We start from the raw sequence: 16566 nt of genomic DNA on the forward strand, positions 1-16566 counted from the left end.
AGGCAAAAATGCGGGATCCCGTCCCGCCGACATGCCGCTTAACCACGGATGAACTCCTTGCTGGTGCTGAGGGTGTAGATCTCCATCGCTACCGCCGCCTTGGGATGCTCGACCACCCGGTAGTCAAAGCCCTTCCAGTAGAAGTGCCGAGGCAGGGCTTCGAGCGCTTTCAGGTACTGGTAGACATCGAAATAGCCGCCCTCCAGCTGAAGCCGGATGCCGTGCCTGAACAGGTTCACCTTCTGCTCCCCGGCCATCAGCGGCTCGGGCTTGAGGGAGGTGAGCGCCAGCATATGCAGGTTGGCGGAGCGGGACAACAGGGCCTCCAGCACCGCGGGCATTTCGTGGGCGGGGATCAGATCCACCGTCTGAGCCAGCAGCTCGGCATCCATCTGGCGCAGAGTGGTATCGACACCAGCGAGCTGCTCGCGTACCTGGGCATCGGGATCCCGCCCCAGCCTGGCCTGCTTACCCTGATTTTCCAGGGTCAGGATCTCCAGATCCCGCTGCGCCGCAGCCAGGGCCAGCCGATCCTGGCCCAGCCGGGTGTCGGCGTCATCCAGCCAGCCATAGATGCCCATGGCCCCGAGCAGCACGACCCCGGTCAACAGAATGAGGATCCGCTCGCGCAGGCTGAGGGCTGCGATCTGCTGCGCCCATCCCTGCCATTGTGCCTTCATGTCCATCAGGGAGTCTCCCGCGCTATGCCACTGAGCTGGAAGGCAAGCTGGCCCTCCTTGTCCCGACTCAGGGTGAGCTCGCCAAACTGCTTGCCCGCCAGGGAGGGGGTCTGCTTGAAGCGGTTCACCCAGGCGGGCACGTCCTGACTGCGTTCGGCCACGCCCGCGAGGTTGATGCGCCCGTCGCTAATTTCGATCCGTTGCAGGGAGAGGCGGGGATCCCGCAGGCGGGCAAGGTCCGCCATCACGCCCGCATAGCCCTGGGATTTTTGCAGGGAGAGGTGGCCAAGCTGCTGCATCAGCGCCTGTTTGGCCCCCAGCTCTTCCCGCTTGTCGGCCAGTTGCCGCTGCAAGTCTGCATTCGCCAGATGGCGCGCCAGCTCCGCATCGAGACGCCTGGCCTCGCCGCGCTGCACGTCGAGCTGTGCCCGCACGCCAGCCAATTCACGATCGAGGCCCTGCTGTTGCCAGCCATAGAGGAGGGTGGCCCCCAGCAGCAGCACCAGGACGCCGCCCCAGACCAACGCCATCTGGGGCAGGCTGGCCCACAGGCGTCTTGGCCGGAATTCGGCGCCATAGAGGTTGATATGGTGTTTCATCAGTCGCTCCTGCCCAGGGCCGCGCCATAGGCACTGAGGTATTCGACTCCTGCCAGTACCGCCTTGTTTGCCATGGCCGACACCGGGAAACCGAATGTCTGTTCCAGGTGACGCACCAGTACCCCCATGGCGGAGGAGGCGATGGCCAGTTGCAACTGGCCGGGCTCGGGCAGCTTGAGATGGCCAGCCAGATAATCGATGGATCGCTGGATCTCCAGCGCCAGCGCATCGAGCTGGTCGGCATCTGGCTCATGGCTGCCGGTGAGGCTCGCAAATCCGCGCAACTGGCGGGAGAAACAGAGTCCGCCCCGATGGAAGACCAGCAGTTGCAGCTCCTGCCCCCGGGGTTGCCAGAGCAGCATGCGCACCATCTGGTCCGCCTCGTAGAGGGCCGTCATGGCCAGCTCGTCACTGACGATGGCCTCCAGGGTTGCCGCGCCGTTGACCGCATCCGCCACCTGCTGCACCCGGCTCTTGGGCATGCAAACAACGTTGATGCGCGGACGCCCGGCAGGGGGCGTCGGCAGGTCCACATAATCCATGGCGAGCTGCAACACCGGCTCGTTGACGAAATCCTTGATGGCCCAGGGCAGGGCCCCCGCCATCTCGGCATCGGGGACGGCGGGCTTGTCGATCTGGATCTGCTGATAAAGGCTGGCCGCGAGGGCCACCCGCACCTTAGACTTGGCCAGACCGTGCCGGGAAAACAGCTCGGCCAGGGCCTTGGACCAGTCGTGGGGGCCGTTGACAGGCTGGCTGGCAAACACGGGAACGGGGTCCACGCAGGCCAGCAGAATGCGATCGCTGGCCAGCAGGATCCCGACCTGATGGCTGGAGGGAGAACGCCTGAACAGTGACTTCATCTGGATCTTCACCTGGCCGCGTAAAACGGACTAAACCTTAACATAAACAGGCTATTAGCCTCCAACTTTATGACAAACGACGCATCGACGGCCACGCTGGCACCCACGGGAGACGATCCCATGGCTCCCCTTCAGCTCCCCTCCCCCCTGCACCGGATCCGACATCCTCTGCTGGCCGCCCATGACGTCACGCTCTGGTGCAAGCGGGACGATCTGATCCACCCGACCCTCTCCGGCAACAAGTGGCGAAAGCTCAAATACCATCTGCAACAGGCACAGATGCTGGGCAAGGGCCACATCCTCTCCTTTGGCGGCGCCTACTCCAATCACATCCACGCCCTGGCCGCAGCAGGACTCAGACTGGGACTGCGCACCACGGGCATCATACGCGGTGAAGGGGATACCGTCAGCAATCCCACCCTGAAAGCGGCGAAAGGCTGGGGCATGGATCTCGTTTTTGTCGACCGGCAGGACTATCGCCGGCGCCAGGATCCCGAATGGCTTGCCCGGTTCGAGGATGACGACACCCTGCTGGTACCGGAAGGAGGCAGCAGCCCGCTGGCCATCCCCGGGGTGGCCGAGCTGGTCGACGAGGTGCCCTTCTCGCCGGATCTCTGGGTGCTGCCCTGCGCCAGCGGCGGCACCCTGGCGGGACTCATCGCGGGCAAGCGGGCGCAGGAGCAGATCCTGGCCATCGCGGTGCTCAAGGGGGCCGACTTCATCACCGGCGAGGTATGCCGGTTGCATCCGGCGGCGGCCACCACCCCGGGCTGGCGCATCGCGCTGGATCACCACGACGGCGGCTATGCCAGGTTCAGTCCGGCACTCTGGCAATGGGTGCAGGCATTCAGTGCCGAAACCGGCTTGCCGCTGGAACCCATCTACAGTGGCAAGGCGATGTGGGGGCTCTTTCGCGAACTGGCGGCAGGCCGCATTGCGCGCGGCAGCAAGATCATCTTCATCCACACCGGTGGCTTGCAGGGGCTGGCGGGCCTGGAGGAGCAGGGCCGCCTGTCACCCCGGCCGGGGCGCTAGTCAGGCAGGTTGAGGGGCTCGGGGTCGGCAAACCAGGGACCTTGACCGGCATGCACGCCCAGGTGTCGCAGCATCTTCCACTCGTCGCCACTCTCCACCCCCACCGCGATGACCCGGGCCTGGGTATTGGCACAGCCCCCCACCAGACTGCGTACCGCCATCTGGTTGACCTGGCGCAGGTGGATCTCCCGCACCAGGCTGGGGTGCAGCTTGAGGAAGTGGATCTCGAACTCCTTGATGTACTGGGTGCTCACCACGTCCTGGCCCGCATGATCGATGGCAAGCCTGCACCCCAGCATGCGCATCGCCCGAAGCGGCCGCTTGAGGGCTTCGTAGTGGCGGGTCACCTGAGACTCCGACAACTGCAGGATCAACCCCTCGTTGGTACTGCGCGGCAACTGGAACAGCTCGAAGAAGAGCTCGCGCTGGAACTCGCGGGTGAGCAGGTTCTGGGCGCACAGAGAGAGGCTGATGGGGCAGCTCGATGCCGGTCGCTGGCGCAGCAGTCGCAAGGCTCGGGCCACCACCAGCCTGTCCAGCGGCAGCAGCAGACCGGCCTTCTCCGCCATGGGCATGAAGACCCCCGCCTGCAGCTCCCGGCCCTGCTCGTCGTGAAGGCGGATGAGCAGCTCCTGCTGCAACACCACCTGATCCCGCTCCTGCTGCACAGGCTGGACGTAGAAGTCGATGCCCTGCTCCTCGATGCGACGGCTGATCAGGGTGCGCCAGCGCACCGTTCCCTTGCTGCTCGCCTCCTCGTTGAGGGATTTCTCGAACAGGAACCAGCCGCTGTGTCCTTGCAGGCGCGCGCTCTTGAGCGCCAGCTCCGCCTCTTCCTGCACCTTGAGCAGGGAATCCTGTGCCTGATAGCAGACCGCACCGAGATAGACGGCGGTGTCGGCATTGACCGCTTCGGGCCAGTGCAGTCGTTGCAGACTCTTGAGCAACTGGCTGGCGCCGTCCACCATCTCGCTCTCTGACATGTTCGGCAGCAGCACGGCAAAGACCTGACCGGCATAGCGCGCCTGCAGGGCTCCGCTGTGCTTTCGCACGAAGGCGGCGATGGTGGCACTCGCCTCCATCAGGAGTTCCTGGCTCGGGCGCCCGCTCAGCTCGGGATCCAGCTCCTCCAGACCGGCCAGCTCGATCAGCAGCACACCGCCGCTGATCACGCTTGCTTCCATGATGGCGCTCTCCAGCCGGTTGTCGAAGAAGAGGCGGTTGCCGATGCCCGTTGTCTTGTCAACGAAGGCGTTGCTGCGGATGAAGTTGTCGAAGCGGCTGCGCTCCTTGCGGGCGTCGGCCAGCTCGGTCAGCAGATGGGTGAGGGCCTGACTGGCCGAAACAGGCCACTCTTCGGCAGGGTCATGGGCCAGCTTGGTCAGCTTGCCATCCAGGATCAGCTGGGCACGCTCCGCCAGCAGCTCGGCACCGCGCAACTGCTGACGCAGCCAGCGGATGGAGTACCAGAGCCCGAACACCACGATGAAGATACCCAGAGAGATGCCGAACATCGCCTTCATGGAGTACTCGAACTCCTTGAACGGCCTGTCCAGCTTGAAGTCGGCCCGCATCCCGGTCTGATTGGGGATCGCCTCGCTGTAGGCGATCAGCAGGCTCTCGTCCGTCTGCTGCTGCACATCGCGAAACCAGTAGACCCGCTGCTTGTCCTGACGGATCTCCAGCTCCACCACATGGGAGGCCCGCAACAGGGAGGGCAGCCAGCGGGCAAGGGCTTGCTGGTCATCGGTCACCCCGAGCTGCTTGTCGATGATCTCCACCAGGGAGTCGACCCGGTTCTGCTGCAGCTCCATTCCCATCTGGCGGAAACTGAAGACCCCGCCGAGCATCACCATGGCCATGGCCGAGATCACGCACAGCGTAATAAAAGAGACGAGTTGAGTGGTCAGTTTCATGTGCCTTTCCGTAGCCGACAGCATCCATAGGGCATCATGGTATCAGCCCAGACCAAACGCCGCCTATGGATGAAGATCCCGCTTCTGCAAATAAGCGGGCGGATGCGTCATGCGGCGCCGTTGTGCGGGCCGCAAAAGAGGCATCAAGGGAGAGAACGAGGGGACACAGGCTGAGGAGCGGACAGAAAAATGGTCCCACAACGGGGACCAAAAGAAACACTCATATCAAAACTAACACTCTGTGCTACTGACAAAAATAGATACAGGAGTATTGAACACACGGTGAGTCAAACCGCACCGTTACTTTAGCCACTTCAGATAAGCTGGACAATTGTCATTTATGACAGGTCAGCGATTGAATCTTGTTCAGGTGTGTAGCCATATCCTTTATTTATCAATTAATTATCGTTTTTGTTCCAAGTGTGACCAACTTGGCTCAAATCGATGCAGCTAATGCTATGATGCTTGAGCCTCAATCGGGTTGTTTCATTTCAGGGAAGAAGGGTGCCCACCATGTCTGCACGATCTCCGTTATGGATTCCTCTGGGCCTCTTCTGTTTGCCCCCGCTGCTGATGCTGTTGCTCACCCCCCTGTTGAGCGACAAGCTGGCTCACCACCTGTTGCAGACAAAGGAAAGGGCTCTGCTCGACTACCAGCAGGAGCGCAACCAGCTCCTGGATCACGATGTCCCCGCTCAACTCGCCCACTTTGCCTTCGATTGCGGCCCCAAAGACATGGCGCTGCTGCGCTCACCCCAGTATTACAACCGCCATATTCGCCTGGCCGGCCTGCAGCTTGCCAACGGGAGCGGCTGCTCCACCCTGGGCCCCGCCCTGCCCCAGCTTGCCGACGCCGGCATACCGGTCTCCCCCGACTTTCATATTTCCAGCACGGCCCCCATGTTCGATACCGAACGCGAAACCCTGGTCTATGCGAGACGCAACGGCAATCTGGCCTATTGGGTGCTCGACAGCAGCTGGAGCCATGAGCTGCTGCGCACCCCCTGCAACGACTGTTTCTACCTGGAGTTCAACCACAAGCACCCGACCCAGTCCGGGCTCTTTTTCCCCCGTGGCAACAAGCACATTCGAGAAGAGGCAAACCCGATGCGGCTGCTCAGTTTCGACCCCCAGCATCAGGTGGAACAGACCCTCTGGGCTGGCGAGGCACTGAAACGCTACGCCCGCTCACAGATACACCGTGATGGCCTCTGGTCGGCCGGGGCGCTGGGGGCGCTGCTGGCGGCCCTCTACTGGAGCCTTAGAAACTACCGGCGCTCCCTCAAAGGATTGCTGCAAAGAGGGCTGGCTCGGCGGGAGTTCATCCCCTTCTATCAGCCCATAGTGGACAGCAGAAACCGAAGGGTGGTGGGATTCGAGGCATTGCTGCGCTGGCAGCGAGGACGGGATTTGGTGTCGCCAGGCACCTTCATCGCCTATGCGGAGGAGCAGGGGCTGATCCTGCCGATGACGGATCAACTGCTGGAGCGCATCCTGGCGGATCTCCCCGTCCTGGCCCCGCACCAGTGGGTCAGCGTCAATCTGGTGGCGGGCCATATCGAGCAACCTCGTCTGCGCACCCAGTTGCAGCGCCATGGCTGGCCCTCGCCGGCCCGCCTCACCTTCGAACTCACCGAGCGGGATCCCATCAAGCACATCCAGGGGGCCATGGCGGAGATCGCAGCTCTGCAGGAGAGGGGCTATCACTTCAAGCTGGATGACTTCGGCACCGGCTATGGCGGCTTTGCCTACCTGCAACGGCTCGGCATTCGCCAGATCAAGATCGACAAGATGTTCGTGGATACCATAGGCACGGACGACCTCAAACGCAGCGTGCTGGATGCCACCATCGCTTTCGGCCTCAAATCGGGCATGGAGATGATCGCCGAAGGGGTCGAAACCCAGGAGCAGGTGGATTATCTGCATCGCCACGGAGTCCACCTGATCCAGGGCTACGTCTATGCCAAGCCCATGCCCCTGAGCAAACTGAAGATCTGGCTGATGGCATGGCAAGAGGGCGAGACAACCAGCCCCTCCGACCCGCACTGAGGCGGTATCTGCCCCGCCTCTCACCCTCTGCAACAAAATGATGCTCCGCATGAGGAGCATCTCCCCTTATCATGGGTCTGTGCACCTTGGGTGCACCAAGTCGCTCCATACCCCGTCGGCCGAGGCCGCCCCGAGATGAGAACCACTGCCTATGAAGTCTTTTATCCGACAAGAGATTGCTCTGCCTGCCGGTCTGCTGACCCTGCTCTTCTTCAAAACCCTGGGGAGCGACCTGCTGGCAGAGACAACCCCCCTTGCGGTCTACCTGCCGGTGTCGCTGGCCCTGCTTGCCATCGTGACCTGGGCCATCTTCTCCGTCGTGCGTCACTCTGACGCCCTCGCCATCAAGCTCGGGGAACCCTTCGGTACCCTGATCCTGACCCTCTCGGTCATCTCCCTGGAAGTGGTGATGATCTCCTCCGTCATGCTGACCGGCGATCCCAATCCCACCATGGCCCGCGACACCATGTTCGCGGTGGTGATGCTGGTCACCAACGGTCTGGTGGGCTTCACCCTGCTGTTTGGCGGCTGGCGCTATCACACCCAGAACTTCAATCTGGACGGGGTCAAATCCTATCTGGTGGCCATCATTCCCCTGGCACTGCTCTGTCTGGTCCTGCCGAACTTCACCCAGGGCGGCACCCTGGGCAGCCTCTCCAAGGCCATGTCATGGATGCTGATCATCATCTCCATCCTGCTCTATGGTGTCTTCCTGCTGATCCAGACCCGCAGCCACAGCCACTTCTTCGTCGACAGCGATCACGAGGATCTCGAGGATCACCACGGCCCGCTGCAGAGCAACGTCTATCACACCCTCTTGCTGCTCGCCTACCTGGTGGTGGTGATCCTGCTGGCCAAGACCCTGGCCATCCCCATCAACTACGGGGTGCACGTGATGGAAGCCCCGATGGCACTGGGTGGCTTCATCGTCGCCTGTATCGTACTGGCCCCCGAAGCGGTCGGCGCCATCAAGGCGGCCTTCAATAATCAGTTGCAGCGGGCCATGAATCTCTACTTCGGCTCCGTGCTGGCCACCATCGCCCTCACGGTACCCTCCGTACTTTTCATCGGCTCCCTGATGGGGCAGGAAGTGCGCCTGGGCCTCTCCCCTGCCGACATGGTGCTGCTCATCACCACCCTCATGGTCTGTAAAGTGACCTTCAGCAGCGGCCGCACCCACGCCCTGCACGGCGCCACCCATCTTGTGCTGTTTGTCGTTTACCTGTTCCTGATGTTTGAACACGGATAAGGCTGCCAGCACTCACCCCAGTGTTGTTCGTGGTTTATCTGTTCCGGATGTTTGAACACGGATAAGGCCGCCACCACCTGCCTGCTGCCACTCTGCGCAGCGCGCTTCCGATGGCCCCGACGCGAGGCGCGGGAGACGGAAATGAAAAGACCGCCCCATGGGCGGTCTTATTTATGGTTACTCAGGCTCCAATTCAGAGGCTGGGCAGAGTCCCGGCCGGGATCAGGTCGTTGTAGCTGGCACGGCCCAGCAGGGCGGCCGCCGCCTCGATGTCCGGTGCAAAGTACCTGTCCTTGTCATAGAAGCTGACCTCTTCCCGCAGACGGCCCTTGGCCAGCTCGATGAGCTCGGTGGAGCGCAGGGGAGCGCGGAAGTCGAGCCCCTGGGCCGCTGCCAGCAGTTCCACCGCCAGGATGCCACGGGTGTTCTCGGCCATGTCCGCCAGCCGGCGACCGGCGAAGGTGGCCATGGAGACGTGGTCCTCCTGGTTGGCCGAGGTGGGCAGGCTGTCCACCGAGGCCGGGTGGGCCAGGGTCTTGTTCTCGGAGGCCAGGGCCGCCGAGGTGACCTGGGCGATCATGAAGCCGGAGTTCACCCCGCCGTTGTTCACCAGGAAGGCCGGCAGGCCGGACATGCGCGAGTCGATGAGCAGCGCCATGCGCCGCTCCGACAGCGACCCGATCTCGGCGATGGCCAGGGCCAGGTTGTCGGCGGCAAAGGCCACGGGTTCTGCGTGGAAGTTGCCGCCGGAGATGATCTCCTCATCCTCGGCAAACACCAGGGGATTGTCGGAGACCGCATTCGCCTCGCACACCAGCACCTCGGCGGCCTGACGGATCTGGGTCAGGCAGGCACCCATCACCTGGGGCTGACAGCGCAGGGAGTAAGGATCCTGCACCTTCTCGCAGTTGTGGTGGGACATGCCGATCTCGCTGCCGTCCACCAGCAAGTGGCGGTAGCAGGCGGCCGCATCGATCTGGCCGCGCTGACCGCGCACCTCGTGGATGCGGGCATCGAACGGCCGGCGGCTGCCCAGCGCCGCTTCAACGCTCATGGCCCCTATGGTGATGGCGCCAGCGTAGAGATCCTCGGCATGGAACAGCCCTTCCAGCGCGAAGGCGGTGCTCGCCTGGGTGCCGTTGAGCAGGGCCAGCCCCTCTTTCGGCGCCAGGGCGATGGGCTCCAGCCCGGCAATCTTCAGGGCCGTGGCGGCGTCGATCAGCTCGCCCTTGTGACGGGCCTTGCCTTCACCGATCAGCAGGCAGCTCATGTGGGCCAGGGGCGCCAGATCGCCGGAAGCGCCGACGGAGCCCTTCTTCGGCACCACGGGGTAGACCTCGGCGTTGATAAGGGTCATCAGGGCCTCGAGCACCGTCAGCCGGATGCCGGAGAAGCCACGAGCGAGCGAGTTGACCTTGAGCACCATCATCAACCGTACGGTGGCGTCCTCCATGTACTCGCCAATCCCTGCCGCATGGGAGAGCACGATGGAACGCTGCAGCTCGTCCAGCTGCTCCACCGGAATGCGGGTGTTGGCCAGCAGGCCAAAGCCGGTGTTGATGCCGTAGACCACCCGGTTTTGCTCGATCACCTTGGTGACCACGGCGGCGGAGGCGTGGATCCCCGCCAGAGCAGCCGGATCCAGGCTGACGTGTACCGGCTCGCGACTGACACGACGCAGGGTGGCGAGGCAGAGTTTGCCCGGTTGCAGATTGAGTTCGAACATCTTATTTCACCCCTTTGCCGGTGGCGTCTATCATCGGCAGATCCAGTTTCGCCTCAACGGCACAGTTGATGGCAATCTCGTAGCCGGCGTCGGCGTGACGCATCACCCCGGTGGCCGGGTCGTTGCGCAGCACGCGGCCGACCCGCTTGGCGGCATCGTCGGTGCCGTCACAGACGATCACCACGCCGGAGTGCTGGGAGAAGCCCATGCCCACACCGCCACCGTGGTGCAGGGAAACCCAGGTCGCGCCGCCGGCGGTGTTGAGCAGGGCGTTGAGCAGCGGCCAGTCGGAAACGGCGTCGGAACCATCCATCATGGATTCGGTCTCGCGGTTCGGGCTCGCCACCGAGCCGGAGTCAAGGTGGTCACGGCCGATGACGACCGGAGCCTTCAGCTCGCCATTCTTCACCATCTCATTGAAGGCCAGGCCCAGGCGCACCCGATCCTTGACGCCAACCCAGCAGATCCGCGCCGGCAGGCCCTGGAAGGCGATGCGCTCGCGGGCCATGTCGAGCCAGTTGTGCAGGTGGGGATCGTCCGGGATCAGCTCTTTTACCTTCTGGTCGGTCTTGTAGATGTCTTCCGGGTCGCCGGAGAGCGCCACCCAGCGGAACGGGCCAATGCCCTCGCAGAACAGCGGGCGGATGTAGGCCGGCACGAAGCCCGGGAAGTCGAAGGCATTCTTGACCCCCTCTTCCAGCGCCATCTGGCGGATGTTGTTGCCGTAATCGAGCGTGGCGGCGCCGCGGGATTGCAGGGTCAGCATGGCTTCGACCTGACGGGCCATGGAGCGGCGAGCCGCCACGTTGACCTCGTCCGGTGCGCTCTTTTGCAGATCGCGCCATTGGGCCACACTCCAGCCCTGGGGCAGGTAGCCGTGTACCGGGTCATGGGCGGAGGTCTGGTCGGTCACCACGTCCGGCGTGATGCCGCGAGCCACCAGCTCGGCGAAGACGTCGGCGGCGTTGCCGAGCAGGCCGACGGAGACGGCGGTGCCGCTGCGTTTGGCCTCCTCGATCATGGCCAGCGCCTCATCCAGGCTGTGGGCCTTCTTGTCGACGTAGCGGGTACGCAGACGGAAATCGATACGGGTCTCGTCGCACTCCACGGCGATCATGGAGAAACCGGCCATGGTGGCAGCAAGGGGCTGGGCACCGCCCATGCCACCCAGGCCCCCGGTCAGGATCCAGCGGCCTTTGGGCTCGCCATTGAAGTGCTGGTTCGCCACCGCGAAGAAGGTCTCGTAGGTGCCCTGCACGATGCCCTGGGTGCCGATGTAGATCCAGGAGCCAGCAGTCATCTGGCCGTACATCATCAAACCCTTTTTATCGAGCTCGTTGAAGTGCTCCCAGTTGGCCCAGTGGGGCACCAGGTTGGAGTTGGCGATGAGCACCCGCGGCGCATCCTTGTGGGTCTGGAACACCCCGACCGGCTTGCCGGATTGCACCAGCAGGGTCTGATCGTCCTCGAGCCGGGTCAGTACCTCGACGATCTTGTCATAGCAGGCCCAGTTGCGGGCGGCGCGGCCGATGCCGCCGTACACCACCAGGGACTGGGGATGCTCGGCAACATCCGGATCCAGGTTGTTCATCAGCATCCGCAATGGCGCTTCGGTGAGCCAGCTCTTGGCGGTCAGCTGGGTGCCGTGGGGAGCACGGATCACGCGGCTCGGATCGTGGCGGGGATCCTGGTGTTGTACAGACATAGACACTCCTTGTTTAGCGATGCAGTCAGGCGGCGCGGTGCGCCACTACTTGGTCAACTGGTGAACCAGGCGCGCAGCCACGCGGGCACTGCGGTTGTCCTGATCCAGGTTCGGGTTGTACTCGGCCAGATCGGCGAGCCTGAGCTTGCCGCTGGCCCGGATATGGGCGATGAGCGGCTCGATGACCGCCAGCTCCACGCCGCGAGCGGCGGGAGCGCTGACTCCCGGCATCACCGCCGCCGGCAGCACGTCGAGATCGATGGTGAGATAGAGGTGGTCGCAACGGGCGATGAAGGCATCCAGCCCGCCTAGCAAGGCTGGCAGCTCGGTCTGCGTCATCGCCTCGTCCAGCACGTGCCAAACTCCCAGCGCCTCGGCGCGGGCAAAGAGCGCCGCGGTATTAGCGGTTTCGGCCACCCCGAGACAGGCATAGTGAAAGGGGGTGCCCTGGGCGGCGCACTGCTCGGCAATCTGGAAGAAGGGGGTGCCCGAGCTCGCCTGCTCCTGTTTCATGCGCAGATCGAAGTGGGCGTCGAAATTGATGATCCCGAACCGCCCTTCGCCACCAAGATGACGGTTCAGGCCGCTCCAGCTACCAAACGCCACCTCGTGGCCGCCTCCCAGCACCAGGGGGAAGTGCCCCTGATCCAGCGCACTCGCGACCCGTTCGGCCAAGCGCCCGTGGGCGGCATCGAGATCGCCGTCCTCACAGGCCAGATCCCCGCCGTCATAGACGGGGGCGCCCAGGTGCCAGGCCGTGTTGGCCAGCAGCTTGCGCACCGCCAGCGGTGCACCGGCCGCACCGACCCGCCCCTTGTTGCGGCGCACCCCTTCGTCACAGGCAAAGCCGAGCAGCACCACGCCGGGTTCGCGATTCTCCTGCCAGGGTTGCACCCTATCGTGCCAGCGCAGGGCCAACTCACCGTCTTCGGGATCCTGACGCCCCTGCCAGACCGACATGTCGATCCCGTTGAACTTATCCATGAAGGGTCTCCTCCCCGTTGACCACACGGCTCACCAGCTGATCGACACCGATGAGGTAGCTGAGCTCGGCCGGATGGCCGCAGTTCCAGACAAGGAAATCCGCCAGCATGCCGACCTTGAGCTGCCCCAGCCGTTCCTGCTCGCCAAGCGCCCTGGCGGCGTGGCGGGTCACCCCGGCCATGGCCTCCACCGGGGTCAGGCCAAACAGGGTGCAGGCCATGTTCATGGCCATGCGCAGGGAAACGATGGGAGCCGTGCCCGGGTTGATGTCGGAAGAGACAGCCATGGGTACCCCCGCCTTGCGCAAGGCGGCGATCGGGGGCAGCTTGGTCTCCTTGAGGAAATAGAAAGCGGTGGGCAGCAGGGTGGCGACCACGCCACGGTGGGCCAGCGCCTGGATCCCGTCCTGATCCAGATATTCCAGATGATCCACCGAGAGGGCGCCGAAGTGGGCGGCGAGCGTGCTGCCCCCCAGGTTGGAGAGCTGATCCATGTGCCCTTTCACCGCGAGGTTGTACTGATCCGCCGCCAGATAGACCTGCTCGGTCTGGGCAAGGGAGAAGCCGATGTGCTCGCAGAAGACATCCACAGCATCCGCGAGACCTGCCTCGGCCGCCGCCGGGATGATCTCCTGGCAGATGGTCTCGACCCAGGAGTCGGGATCGTCGCGATACTCCGGCGGCACCGCATGGGCCGCCAGCAGCGTGGTCTTGACCCGGATAGGTTGCGTCTCTCCCAGACGACGGGCCACCCGCAACATCTTGAGCTCGTCTTCCAGGGTGAGGCCGTAGCCGGACTTGATTTCGACTGTGGTGACCCCTTCCCGGATCAGGGACTTGATCCGCGGCAACGCCAGCTCATAGAGCCGCTCCTCGCTGGCAGCCCGGGTGGCGCGCACCGTGCTGATGATACCGCCCCCCTTGCGGGCGATCTCCGCATAGGGGACTCCCTTCTGGCGCAGCTCGAACTCTTCGGCGCGACTGCCGGCGAAGATGAGGTGGGTGTGGCAATCGATGAGACCGGGGGTGACCAGCTTCCCCTTCATGTCCTGCCAGGAGGCGGCATAGGGGCCCTTGAGATCCTGCATGGGGACCAGAGCGTGGATCTTGCCATCCCGCACGCCAAGGGCATGGGGCTCCAGCAGGCCGTAGTCCGCCAGATCGGGGCGCAGGGTGGCGGGTGTCACGTTGAGCCAGACCCGCTCGCAGTTCAACAGTTCCTTGTTCATACCGACCTCTAAATGTATATACAATAATTTATAGCCGATCTCTGAAAAGAAAGGAAGGATCAAGTTCACATCTTGATAAAAGCGGCTTTATTAGAGTGTAAGCACAAAAAAGCCCACCGAGAGGTGGGCTTTTAAATGCTTAATTTGTATATACAACTATGCGAGACGCGTCTTGGAGCTCAGCTTGTAGCGGGAACCCGGCGACAACAATCTGGCATAGGAGACCAGACAGCCGTCTGACCAGGTGCGCCGGTGCAGCAGCAGGCAGGGGGTGTCGACCCTCACTTGCAGCAGTCCGGCTTCACCAGCACTCGGCAACACGGCTTCTACCACGTGCTCCATCTCGGAGAGGGGGCAGATCTCCATCAGATAGCTGTTTGGCGTCTGCTGGGTGAAATCCTGCTCGCCATAGCCGGGCAGTCGCTCGGCATCGACGAAGCGCTCCTCCAGTTGCAGCGGCTCCCCATCGGCCTGATGGACGATGAGGCTGTGAAAGGTGGGCGCCCCGACCCGCAGGCCCAGACGCACCGCTACTTTCTCGTCGGCGGCCTGACGTTGCAGCCGGATCACCCGCGCGCTGTACTCGCTGCCCCGCTCGGCGATCTCGTCTGCAATATTGCGAATCGCCAGGAGCGGCGACTCGGTGCGCCTGTCGGCCACGAAACTGCCGGATCCGGCGGTGCGCACCAGCCAGCCTTCGGCCACCAGCTCACGCAGCGCCTTGTTCACCGTCATGCGGCTCACGGCAAACTGCTCGCACAGGGCGGCCTCGGTCGGGATCCGGTCGCCCGCCTGATAGTGGCGTTCGCGGATCCCGTCCAGGATGTGCTGCTTTATCTGAAGGTAGAGCGCAGGAGCCACCGGATGGTCCTCAGCGGCGACGATGGGGCGGACGCATGTCCGGCCAGGCGCGATAGACGTCCGGGATCTGGTCAGGGCCGCTGATGCAGAGATCGAGATCGTGCAGCAGGCCATCCTTGATGCCGTAGATCCAGCCGTGCACCGCCAGCTCCTGCCCCTTGCGCCAGGCATTCTGGATGATGGTGGTGTGACAGACGTTGGCGACCTGCTCGGCCACGTTCAGCTCGCACAGGTAGTCGAAGCGCTCGTGCTCATCCTCGATGGCTTCGAGCTGTTCGCCGTATTTGAAGTAGACGTCCTTGATGTTGCGCAGCCAGTTGTCGATGAGACCCAGCTCCTGGTTCTGCATCGCAGCCTTGACCCCACCGCAGCCATAGTGGCCGCAGACGATGATGTGCTTCACCTTGAGCACCTCCACCGCGTATTGCAGCACCGAGAGGCAGTTGAAGTCGGTGTGCACCACCAGGTTGGCGACGTTGCGGTGGACAAAGACGTCCCCCGGCAAGAGCCCCATCAGCTGGTTGGCGGGAACCCGGCTGTCGGAACAGCCGATCCAGAGGTACTCGGGTGCCTGCTGGGCGGACAGGGTAGCGAAGAAATTGGGATCCTCGGCCTTGATCCGTTCCGCCCACTCGCGGTTGTTGGTAAACAAGTCGTTCAACAGTTTCACTTCTGCTCTCCCTACTGTGGCAGTGGCGGCAACATACCATACACAAGGGTAACCAAGGCAAGGCCGACCAGATCCCCGCAAAACAAAAACAGGGCCATCAGGCCCTGCTTCTTACCGGAGGAGGCCGTCAGGCATCCATGGCATCTTTCAGCTTCTTGAGCGCGTTTTTCTCAAGCTGGCGCACCCGCTCGGCCGAGACGCCGTAAGTATCGGCCAGCTCCTGCAGGGTGGTCTTGCTCTCGTCATCGAGCCAGCGGGCACGAATGATGTGCTGGCTGCGCTCGTCCAGGGTCGCCATGGCCGCACTCAGACGACGGGTGGCATGGCTGTCCCAGTTGTCGTTCTCGATGTTCGCGGCGAGATCGGAAGATTTGTCTTCCAGATAGTGCACCGGCGCGAAGCCACCCTCGTCTTCATCGTCACCGACCAGATCGAAAGCCTGATCGTAATTGCTCATGCGCGCTTCCATCTCGGTGACGTCGGCAGCGGATACCCCGAGGTCGGCAGCCACGGCCTGCACTTCTTCGTGGTTCAGCCAGCCCAGACGCTTCTTGGACTTGCGCAGGTTGAAGAACAGCTTGCGCTGGGCCTTGGTGGTCGCCACCTTGACCATGCGCCAGTTGCGCAACACATATTCGTGGATTTCGGCCTTGATCCAGTGCACGGCGAAGGAGACCAGACGCACGCCCACGCTCGGGTCGAAGCGTTTGACGGCTTTCATCAGGCCGATGTTGCCTTCCTGCACCAGATCGGCCTGAGGCAGGCCATAGCCGGAGTAGCTCTTGGCCACGTGAACGACAAAACGCAGGTGCGACATAACGAGCTGGCGTGCAGCTTCGAGATCGCCATCCTGCTGCAGACGCATCGCCAGTTCGCGCTCTTCCTCTGCGCTCAGCACAGGGATCGAGTTGACGGCCTGGATATAGCCTTCCAGACTACCTTGCGGAATCAGAGCCATAGTGCGTTGCAATGAAGTTCCCATGTTCTACCTCTTACTTTTC

The 16566-nt window shown here is 63.1% G+C and carries 14 protein-coding genes; 3 read left to right on the forward strand and 11 right to left on the reverse strand.

The window, feature by feature from the left end; all coding sequences use genetic code 11:
• Positions 1-38 precede the first annotated feature (38 nt).
• From I6L32_RS05305 to I6L32_RS05315, 3 genes are read right to left on the reverse strand one after another with little or no spacing between them, the layout of a single operon-like run.
• On the reverse strand, positions 39-686 hold the full coding sequence (locus I6L32_RS05305) for a type II secretion system protein M (RefSeq protein WP_216944788.1): 648 nt from the start codon (positions 684-686) through the stop codon (positions 39-41).
• On the reverse strand, positions 686-1279 hold the full coding sequence (locus I6L32_RS05310) for a PilN domain-containing protein (protein WP_216944789.1): 594 nt from the start codon (positions 1277-1279) through the stop codon (positions 686-688). The genes I6L32_RS05305 and I6L32_RS05310 overlap by 1 nt, the downstream gene beginning before the upstream one ends.
• Positions 1279-2142: a hypothetical protein gene (locus I6L32_RS05315; RefSeq protein WP_041214302.1), complete on the reverse strand. Its 864-nt coding sequence runs from the start codon at positions 2140-2142 to the stop codon at positions 1279-1281. The genes I6L32_RS05310 and I6L32_RS05315 overlap by 1 nt, the downstream gene beginning before the upstream one ends.
• A 120-nt stretch (positions 2143-2262) precedes the next feature.
• Here I6L32_RS05315 and I6L32_RS05320 point away from each other — a divergent pair, with 120 nt between their 5' ends.
• Complete coding sequence (locus tag I6L32_RS05320; RefSeq protein ID WP_193758469.1) at positions 2263-3177, forward strand: 1-aminocyclopropane-1-carboxylate deaminase/D-cysteine desulfhydrase; 915 nt, start codon at positions 2263-2265, stop codon at positions 3175-3177.
• On the opposite strand, the gene I6L32_RS05325 is transcribed toward I6L32_RS05320, so the two are convergent.
• Entirely contained in the window at positions 3174-5093 is a 1920-nt protein-coding gene (locus tag I6L32_RS05325; RefSeq protein ID WP_216944790.1) for an EAL domain-containing protein, read from the reverse strand. The genes I6L32_RS05320 and I6L32_RS05325 overlap by 4 nt on opposite strands.
• A 513-nt stretch (positions 5094-5606) precedes the next feature.
• On the opposite strand from I6L32_RS05325, the gene I6L32_RS05330 reads away from it, so the two are divergent.
• Together I6L32_RS05330 and I6L32_RS05335 are read left to right on the forward strand one after the other, a co-directional pair.
• A complete protein-coding gene (locus tag I6L32_RS05330; RefSeq protein WP_103259361.1) occupies positions 5607-7142 on the forward strand; it encodes an EAL domain-containing protein in 1536 nt (511 codons plus the stop codon).
• Between the two features lie 151 nt (positions 7143-7293).
• Positions 7294-8391 carry a calcium:proton antiporter gene (locus I6L32_RS05335; protein ID WP_010672612.1) on the forward strand — a complete coding sequence of 366 codons (1098 nt, stop codon included), beginning with the start codon at positions 7294-7296 and terminating at the stop codon, positions 8389-8391.
• Positions 8392-8584: 193 nt separating this feature from the next.
• Here I6L32_RS05335 and hutH read toward each other — a convergent pair whose 3' ends face one another.
• From hutH to rpoH, 7 genes are all read right to left on the reverse strand, one after another.
• The gene (gene hutH / locus I6L32_RS05340) at positions 8585-10117 is read right to left on the reverse strand and encodes a histidine ammonia-lyase (RefSeq protein WP_043154412.1); all 1533 of its coding nucleotides are present in this window, start codon (positions 10115-10117) and stop codon (positions 8585-8587) included.
• Between the two features lies 1 nt (position 10118).
• Complete coding sequence (hutU, locus tag I6L32_RS05345; RefSeq protein ID WP_103244106.1) at positions 10119-11822, reverse strand: urocanate hydratase; 1704 nt, start codon at positions 11820-11822, stop codon at positions 10119-10121.
• 45 nt (positions 11823-11867) lie between these two features.
• Positions 11868-12806, reverse strand: coding sequence for a formimidoylglutamase (gene hutG, locus I6L32_RS05350; RefSeq protein ID WP_216944791.1), 939 nt, complete (start codon positions 12804-12806; stop codon positions 11868-11870).
• The gene (gene hutI / locus I6L32_RS05355; protein WP_010672608.1) at positions 12799-14034 is read right to left on the reverse strand and encodes an imidazolonepropionase; all 1236 of its coding nucleotides are present in this window, start codon (positions 14032-14034) and stop codon (positions 12799-12801) included. Before hutI ends, hutG begins: the two co-directional genes overlap by 8 nt.
• Before the next feature lie 156 nt (positions 14035-14190).
• Positions 14191-14895 carry a histidine utilization repressor gene (gene hutC / locus I6L32_RS05360; RefSeq protein WP_041212197.1) on the reverse strand — a complete coding sequence of 235 codons (705 nt, stop codon included), beginning with the start codon at positions 14893-14895 and terminating at the stop codon, positions 14191-14193.
• Between the two features lie 10 nt (positions 14896-14905).
• A complete protein-coding gene (gene can / locus I6L32_RS05365; protein WP_010672606.1) occupies positions 14906-15565 on the reverse strand; it encodes a carbonate dehydratase in 660 nt (219 codons plus the stop codon).
• Between the two features lie 127 nt (positions 15566-15692).
• On the reverse strand, positions 15693-16547 hold the full coding sequence (gene rpoH, locus I6L32_RS05370; protein ID WP_029313526.1) for an RNA polymerase sigma factor RpoH: 855 nt from the start codon (positions 16545-16547) through the stop codon (positions 15693-15695).
• Between the last annotated feature and the right edge of the window lie 19 nt (positions 16548-16566).

Origin of the sequence: Aeromonas sp. FDAARGOS 1402 (assembly GCF_019046925.1) — a bacterium.
In the GTDB taxonomy this organism is placed as follows: Bacteria; Pseudomonadota; Gammaproteobacteria; order Enterobacterales; family Aeromonadaceae; genus Aeromonas; species Aeromonas caviae.